Below are 6,830 nucleotides of genomic sequence, written 5' to 3'. Positions count from 1 at the left end.
CGAAGTGCTGCGCCCGGCGCTGGCCGCGATCCGGCCGGAGGCGCGCTGGCTCGACGACGAACACGGCTCCGGGCCGCTGGCCGCGGGCGAGTGGTGGCTCGTCGACCCGGTCGGCGGGAACGTCAACGCGGTGCACGGCATGCCCGACTGGAACATCGGGGTCAGCCTCGTCCGCGACGGGCGCCCGGTGCTGGCGGCGCTGTACGCCCCGGTCGCGGACGAGCTGTTCACCGCCACCGAAGGCGGCGGCGCGTTCCTGAACGGGGCGCCGCTGCGCGTCTCCGCCAAGACGTCGCTGGACGGCGCGCTCGCCGGAACCGGGCAGGCGCAGCCCGGGCACGACGCCGCCTTCTTCGACCGCATGGGCCGGTCGTTCGCCGCGATGTCGGCGGCCGCGCTGTACGTCCGGATCTCGGTGCCGGTGAGCCACCAGCTCGCCCAGGTCGCGGCGGGCCGGATGGACCTGCACTGGCAGCCCGACAACGTCCGCTCGCACGCGGCAGGCGTGCTGCTCGTCCAGGAGGCGGGCGGCACGGTGACCGACCTCGAGGGCAAGCCGTGGGACCTCACGAGCGAGAGCTACCTCGCCGCCGCGCCCGGCGTGCACGCGGCGGCACTGGAGGTCCTCACGGCTTGACCGTCGATCAGAAGTCGTCCGGCGTGCTCACCCGGCTCTTGACCAGCGACCCCGACTCCGTCAGCGCGCCGCTGCCGTAGTTGCCGCCGGCGCAGGAACCGGGCTTGAGCGCGGCACTGCTTTCGTTGGCGTCGGAGTAGGTCCAGTTCGCGTAGCCGATCTTCAGCTGGTCGAGCAGGTCCAGCCAGGCCGTGGTGCTCGACTGGTCGATCGCGCCGCCGCCGGTGGCGCTCACCGTGCCGAACTCCGTCACGAACAGCGGCAGCTTCGTGGCCGCCCGGCTCACCGTGGACCGGTAGTTGTCCTTGTGGCTCGCCGCGTAGAAGTGGAACGTGTACATGATGTTCGCGGCGTTGACCGGGTTGTTGATGATCTCGGTTTCGTTCGACCCGTCGGAGACGCCGAGCGACGACCAGCCGCGGGTGCCGACGATCACGACCGCGTCCGGGTCGGCGGCCCGGATCACCGGGATGACCTGCTCGGCGTAGCTCTTGATCGCGCCCCAGCTCACGCCGTTGGGTTCGTTGGCGATCTCGTAGATCACGTTCTTCTTGGCCGCGTTGCGCGCGGCCACCGAGGCGAAGAACGTCTTGGCGCGGTCGAGGTTGTAGTTCGGGTCGCCGGGGGTGAGGGTGTGGAAGTCGATCACCGCGTACATCCCGCGTTGCTCGGCTTCGTCGACGAGGCTGTTGACCCGGGCGGTGAACCAGGGCGGGTTGGTCTCGTACCCCTGTTCCTGCACGTACATGGCGATGCGCAGCAGGTCGGCGTGCCAGTCGTTGGCCAGCGCGTCCAGGGAGGCGGTGTTGTAGCAGCCGTCGAACCACTGCAGGCCGTGGGTGCTCATGCCGCGCAGCTGCACGACGCGGTTGGCTTCGCCGCAGAGGTGGACGCCGCAGACGTGCAGCTGCCCGTTGGCCGCGAGCGGCGTCCGCCCGGACGGCGGGGTGGTCGTGGTGGTCGTCGGCGTGGTCGGCGTCGTCGTCGGGCCGGGGCCGGTGGTGCCGGTGCAGGTGACACCGTTCAGCGTGAACGACGACGGCACCGGGTTGGCGCCGGTGGTGGTGCCGGTGAAGCCGAGGTCGGCCGAGGCGCCGGACGCCAGCGCCCGGTTCCAGTCGGTGTTGGTGGCGGTGGCCGTGGTGCCGCTCTGCGACCAGGTCGCGTTCCAGCCCTGGGCCACCTTCTGGCCGGCGTCGGGGAAGGTGAACCGCAGCGACCAGCCGGAGAGGGCGTCACCGAGGTTGGTGACCTTGACCCCGGCCTGGAAGCCGCCTTGCCACTGGTTGGTGACGGTGTAGTCGACCCGGCAACCTTGCACGGCGGCCTCGGCCTGGGGCATGAGCAGCACGCCCGTGACACCGAGGGTTGTCGCGCAGGCGGCCGCCAGCGCAGCAGTGGAGCGCTTCATCGAACTCCTTTGATCGGTCTTGAAAGTTGTCCCGCTGCGACTGGGAGCGCTCCCAAGAATGGGACCACCTTGGACCGCCCGGCGTCAAGAGCGGCGTCGATCGAGTCGAACGCGCGGGGGCGGACTAGGCGCCGCTCATGCGGGGACGGGCCGATCTCACACGGCCGCCAGTGTCATGTTCACCTTCCCGGCCCGTTCGCATTCGACAGGAGGAGGTGCCCGGCGCGCGGAACCTAGCCTCGGTCCATGCGCGACCACCGGAAGGCGAACGCGGGAGAACACGTGCACGGTCTTTCCCCTTACCAGTCCGGTATCTGGGCGGCCGTCGCGCTCGACAGCGACTCCGCGCAGTACAACCTGCTGCTGCGCGTGCGGTTCGAGGGCGAGCTGGACCTTCCCTTGCTGGCCAAGGTGTTCTCGCGCGTCCTGGCGCGGCACGAGAACTTCCGCACGGCCTACTCCGACGTCGAAGGCGTTCCGCACCAGGAGTTCCACGCGCTCGGCCGCCCGGAGGTGCGGGTGGCCCACCTGCCCGCCGTGGCGGATCCCGTTGCGGTGATGCGGGAAGAGCAGCAGCGGCCCTTCCCGCTGGGCGGGGCGATGGTGCGCGCGACGCTCTTCGTCGAGTCGCCCGGCGTCGCGCACGCGCAGCTCGTCGCGCACCACCTCGTCGCCGACGGGCGCTCGTTCACCGTGGTGGCGAACCAGCTCGTCGAGGACTACGACGACGCGCTGAAGGGGCTCACCCGGATCCGCCCGGCGCCGGTCTCCTTCCGGCGGAGCCTGCCGGCGGCCGCGGCTTACCGGGATTCCGCGGCGTTCCGGGACGATCTCGCGTTCCACCGCGCCGCGCTCGACCGTGCCGCGCCCGTGCTCTTCGCGAAATCCGGGACCGCGGCGGGGAGTGCGCGGCACACCTTCCGGCTGCCGGGGGACTGGGTGGCCCGCGTCCGGGCCGCGGGGTTGCCGATCTTCCCGTACCTGGCCGCCATGACCGGCGTCTTCCTCTCGCGCGTGCACCGGTCCGCGGAAGGCGTCATCGGGGTGCCGCTCCTCAACCGCGACGACGAATTCCTCGACACCGTCGGGAGTTTCACCAACACCGTGCCGTTGCGGGTCGCGGTGCCCGGCGGGACCACCGTGCGCGCGCTGGTCGCGGACGTCCATTCGGCCACCCGGGAGGTGCGGCGGCACGGCCGCACGCCGCTGGAAGACATCCTGCGCGAGCTGCCCGGCCGGCCCCGGCAGCTCTACGACATCACCCTCAGCTACGTGCGGCTGCCCCGCCTCCGCACGAACCTGGCGCACCGCACGGTCATGGAGACGTTGTGCCACGAGCGCGACGCGCTGTCCATCGTCGTCACCGCCGTCGAGGAGCAGGACGACGTCGAGGTGTCCCTCGACTGCGCGCGGGACGTCTTCGGCGCCGAACTGCCCGGCGACCGCGTCGCGGCGCTGTTCCGGTGCCTGCTGGAGAACGGGATCGACGGCGCCGACGCGCCGGTGGCGGACGTGCCGATGCTGCCCGCCGCCGAGCAGGCGCTGCTCGAGGCGTACGGCCGGGGCGCGGAGGTCCCGTTCCGCGACGAGGCCACGCTGAGCGGTCTCTTCGAGGAGCAGGCCGCCCGGCGCCCGGACCAGGTCGCCGTCACCGGCCCGGATTTCCGCCTGACGTACGCGGAGCTGGACGCCGCCGCGAACCAGGTGGCGCGCAAGCTGATCGCGGCGGGCGTGGGCCCGGGTGACCGGGTCGTCGTCGCGCTGGAACGCGGGCCGGACCTGCTGCCCGCGCTCTTCGGCGTCCTCAAGGCGGGCGCGGCGTACGTGCCTGTCGACCCGGCCCACCCCGCCGAACGCCTCCGGTTCCTGGTCGGCGACAGCAGTCCCGTGGCCGTGCTGGTGTCCGGCGCGACCGCGTTGCCGCCGTTGCCAGGGACGCCCGTGTGGCAGGTCGGGGACCTGCGCGAAGGCGACGCTTCACCGGTCGGCGCGCGGGCCACGGCCACCGACATCGCTTACGTCATCTACACTTCCGGCTCGACCGGCCGCCCGAAGGGTGTCCTCGTGCGCCACCGGTCGGTGGTGAACCGGCTCGCGTGGATGCAGCGCCGTTACCCGCTGGGCGAGCACGACGTCCTGCTGCAGAAGACGCCCATCGCGTTCGACGTCTCGGTGTGGGAGCTGTTCTGGTGGGCGCTCGAAGGTGCCGCGGTCGCGCTGCTGCCGCCCGGTGGCGAGAAGGACCCGCGGACGATCCGGGCCGCCGTCGCCGGGCACGGCGTCACGGTCGTGCACTTCGTCCCCTCGATGCTCGCGTCGTTCCTCGAACCCGGCGAGCGCGAGGCCGGACCGCTGCGCCGGGTCTTCTGCAGCGGGGAAGCACTTCCCGCCGCCAGCGTCGAGCGGTTCAACCGCCTGTACCGGGTGGACGGTGGCGGCCCGGAACTGGTGAACCTGTACGGCCCGACCGAGGCGACGGTCGACGTGACGTACTACGACTGCCCGGCGGACACCACCATCGCGCGGGTCCCGATCGGCCGCCCGATCGACAACACGAGCCTCCACGTCGTCGGCGCGCACGGCGAGCCGCAACCGCTCGGCGTCGCGGGCGAGCTGTGCATCGGCGGGGTGGGGGTCGCCGCCGGGTACCTCGGGCGGCCCGGGCTGACCGCCGAGCGGTTCGTCGCGGATCCGTCCGGCGGTGGCCGGCTCTACCGCACCGGCGACCTGGCGCGCTGGCTGCCCGGCGGCGACCTCGAGTACCTCGGCCGGCTCGACGACCAGGTCAAGATCCGCGGCAACCGCGTCGAACCCGGCGAGGTCGCCGGCGTCCTGCTGAGCGCGCCCGGGGTCACCGGCGCGGTGGTGGTCGACCGGACGACCGCCGCCCGGGGCACCCACCTCGTCGGCTACTACGTCGGCGACGGCACCGGCCTGCGCGAGCACCTGGCGCGGGAGCTGCCGGAGTACATGATCCCGGCGTTCCTCGTCGCGCTTGACCGGATTCCGTTGACCCCCAACGGAAAGGCCGACCGCCGCGCGCTGCCCGAACCGGCGGCGGGCAGCGCCGGTGAAGCCCGGCCGTTCACCGCGCGGGAAGCAGTCCTCGCCGGGATCTGGGGCGAAGTGCTCGGCCGCACGCCGGAGTCGCCCGACGAGGACTACTACGCCCTCGGTGGCGATTCCCTGCTGATGCTGCGGATCCGCGCGCTCGCCGAGCAGCGCGGCCTGCGGTTCGCGCTGGCCGATCTGGTGCGCCACCCGACCATCGCGGGGCTCGCCGAGCACGTCGAAAGCAGCGGTGCGGACGAAGCCGCGCCGCCGCGGCTCGGGCTGGTGTCCGCGGTGGACCGCGTCCGACTGGGCGACGTCGAGGACGCCTTTCCGCTGACCCGGCTCCAGCAGGGCCTGCTCTACCACAGCCGGGAAGCGGGCTCGACCGTCTACGAGGACGTCTTCCGGTACCGCCTGCGCGTGCCGTGGGACGAGCCGGAGTTCCGGAAGGCGGTCACCCGGCTCGCCCGGCGCCACCCCGCGCTGCGGACGAGCTTCCACCCCGGCGAGTACGCGGAACCGCTGCAGATCGTGCACCGCGGAGTGCCCGGCGCGCTGGAGGTCGCCGACCTCCGCGGCACCGCCCGCGCGGCGGCCGAAGCCGAAGTGCTGGCCCACATCGAGCGGCGCCGCCGGCACGACTACGCCTTCGGGACCCCGCCGCTGTACCTGTTCCGCGCGCACGTCCGCGACGACGGCCTGGACCTGGTGCTCAGCTTCCACCACGCCCTGCTCGACGGCGGCAGCGTCGCCACGCTGGTGAGCGAGCTGCTGCGCGGCTACGCGCACGGCCTTGGCCTGCGTGCCGAGCCGGTCCCGGACCTGCCGCTGCCCTCGGCGGCGGCGTACCTGCGCGAAGAACGCGACGCGCTGGCTTCGGCGGAGAGCGCGGACTTCTGGCACGGCACGCTCGACGGGAGCGAAGCCTCCTCGATCGGCGGGTTCGGCCCGCACGAACCGCGCGGCGCCCGGGCCACCTCGCACCGCACCGACCTGGCGCCCGGACTCGGCACGCGGGTGCGGGAGTTCGCCCGCGAACGCGCCCTTTCGGTGAAGTCCGTCCTGGTCGCCGCGCACTGCCTCACCCTGGGCCTGTTCTCCGGCAACCCCGACGTCACGACCGGCGTCGTCACGCACGGCCGCACCCACGACGGCGTGGCCGGACTCTTCCTCAACACGTTGCCGCTGCGGGTGTCCGCGGCCGGCCGCAGCTGGTCCGGCGTCGTCCGCGAAGCGTTCCTCGCCGAGCAGGCGGCGTACGCGGACCGCCGCTACCCGCTCAGCGCCATCCAGGACCGGCTCGGCCGCCCGCCCGCCGTGACGGCGTTCAACTACGTCCACTTCCGGCAGCTCGGCGACGCGGTCCGGATTCCCGGCGTCGACCTGCTCGCGTTCGACACCTACGAGCAGACCAGTTTCGAGCTGCTCGTCAACGTGGTCACCGACCCGGCCGACGAGCACCTGTGGCTGCGGGTGGACGGCGACGGCACCACGATCACCGCCGCCCAGCTCCGCCTGTACGGCGAGCACTACGTGCGCGTCCTGACCGAACTGCTCGACCGGCCGGACGACCCGGCAGGCCTGGGTTTTCTCACCACCCCGCTGCCCGAAGCCGTCCCGGCCGCGCGGCACGCCGACGTCGTCGCGCTGTTCGACCGGTGCGCCGCGGCGCACCCGGCCACGCTCGCGCTGACCGGCGAGCGGCAGTGGACGTACGGCAGGCTGGGC

Annotated in this window: 3 protein-coding genes; 2 read left to right on the top strand and 1 reads right to left on the bottom strand. The window is 72.8% G+C overall.

Going from position 1 to position 6,830, the window contains the following annotated elements; translation table 11 throughout:
• A partial coding sequence (locus G3I65_RS06720) for an inositol monophosphatase (RefSeq protein WP_160695309.1) occupies window positions 1-637 on the top strand: 637 nt, incomplete at its 5' end.
• A 7-nt stretch (window positions 638-644) separates the two neighbouring features.
• Here the strand turns inward: G3I65_RS06720 and G3I65_RS06715 are convergent.
• Window positions 645-2,048: a cellulase family glycosylhydrolase gene (locus G3I65_RS06715; RefSeq protein ID WP_160695308.1), complete on the bottom strand. Its 1,404-nt coding sequence runs from the start codon at window positions 2,046-2,048 to the stop codon at window positions 645-647.
• A gap of 246 nt (window positions 2,049-2,294) precedes the next feature.
• Between G3I65_RS06715 and G3I65_RS06710 the strand changes: the two genes are divergently transcribed.
• Window positions 2,295-6,830, top strand: a 4,536-nt coding sequence (locus tag G3I65_RS06710) for a non-ribosomal peptide synthetase (protein ID WP_160695307.1), incomplete at its 3' end; no start/stop codon positions are given.

The sequence above is a fragment of the Amycolatopsis sp. SID8362 genome, assembly GCF_010550475.1.
Taxonomy (GTDB): domain Bacteria; phylum Actinomycetota; class Actinomycetes; order Mycobacteriales; family Pseudonocardiaceae; genus Amycolatopsis; species Amycolatopsis eburnea.
This window is presented reverse-complemented; position numbering and strand designations above follow the sequence as displayed.

Bases quoted from the DNA above. Each gene is read 5' to 3' on its own strand.
- G3I65_RS06715 (WP_160695308.1), bottom strand. From the start codon at position 2,048: ATGAAGCGCTCCACTGCTGCGCTGGCGGCCGCCTGCGCGACAACCCTC.